This is a genomic window from Facivitalis istanbulensis, from assembly GCF_040560405.1.
Taxonomy (GTDB): Bacteria; Pseudomonadota; Alphaproteobacteria; order Sphingomonadales; family Sphingomonadaceae; genus Sphingomonas; species Sphingomonas istanbulensis.
In genome coordinates this window covers 1-891 of record NZ_JAVSCQ010000076.1, presented here as the reverse complement: position 1 = coordinate 891, position 891 = coordinate 1, and the positions used below count along the sequence as shown (strand labels likewise).

At 65.1% G+C, this 891-nt stretch carries 2 protein-coding genes; both read left to right on the top strand.

Annotated features, from left to right (window positions below; translation table 11 throughout):
- The coding region (locus tag RN629_RS18215) for a TlpA family protein disulfide reductase (protein WP_407036491.1) at window positions 1-275 on the top strand (275 nt) is incomplete at its 5' end.
- Window positions 272-891: DsbA family protein (locus RN629_RS18210; RefSeq protein ID WP_407036490.1), on the top strand; the 620-nt coding region annotated here is incomplete at its 3' end. The genes RN629_RS18215 and RN629_RS18210, both read left to right, overlap by 4 nt.

The window sequence follows — 891 nt, the reverse complement described above, 5'->3', positions numbered from 1 at the left end:
ATGCGGTTGCGTCGCGCCCTGGCGAGGTCCCGATCCTTCTTGCCGATCAGGGCGAGGCGCAAGCGATCGTCAGCGGTTTTCTCGGCCGTGAAAATATCGGAGCGCGCCATGTCGCGCTCGACCCCGATCGTGGCCTTTCTCAAGCCCTGAAGGTGGCGGGGTATCCCGCAACGGCCTTCGTTGCGGGCGACGGCACGATCGTACAGCTCCAGCTCGGTGAATTGTCACGCGCTGCGCTCGCCGATGGAATCGAATTAGCAAGGAAACACCGATGAATCGTCGCAACCTGTTGTCTCGGGGCCTCCTGGCCGCGCTTGCCTTCGCCGCGCCGATCACGCCTCTCATGGCCCAGCAGCCCGATCTGTCGCGCAAGGCGGTCGTTGACGATCCCGTGGCTCCCAAGCGCGCCGGCAGGACCTACGACGTCACGGTTGTCGAGTTTTTCGACTATAACTGCCCCTATTGCCGTCGCATGGAGCCGGTGCTGAACGCCCTGCTTCGCTCCGACCCGAAGGTACGGGTCGTGTACCGGGACTGGCCGATCTTCGGACCTGCCTCGCGTGAGGCGTCACGCGCGGCTGTCGCGAGCCAATGGCAGGGCAGGCATGCCGCCTTTCACGAGGCCCTGATGACCTCGCCGGCGCGGCTCGACAGCGCGGGCGTCAAGGCAGCGGCTGCCAAAGCCAAGGTCGACTGGCCCCGTCTGCAACGCGATTTGAAGAACCGTGGCGCCGAAATCGACGCGCTGCTTACGCGCACCGATAGCATCGCCCAGGCGATCGGTTTCAACGGAACACCAGCGCTGATCGTCGGCTCGCAGGTCGTCGCCGGTGCTGTCGATCTCCCGACGTTGCGTCGTCTCGTCGCGGAAGCGCGCAAAAAACCAGCGGC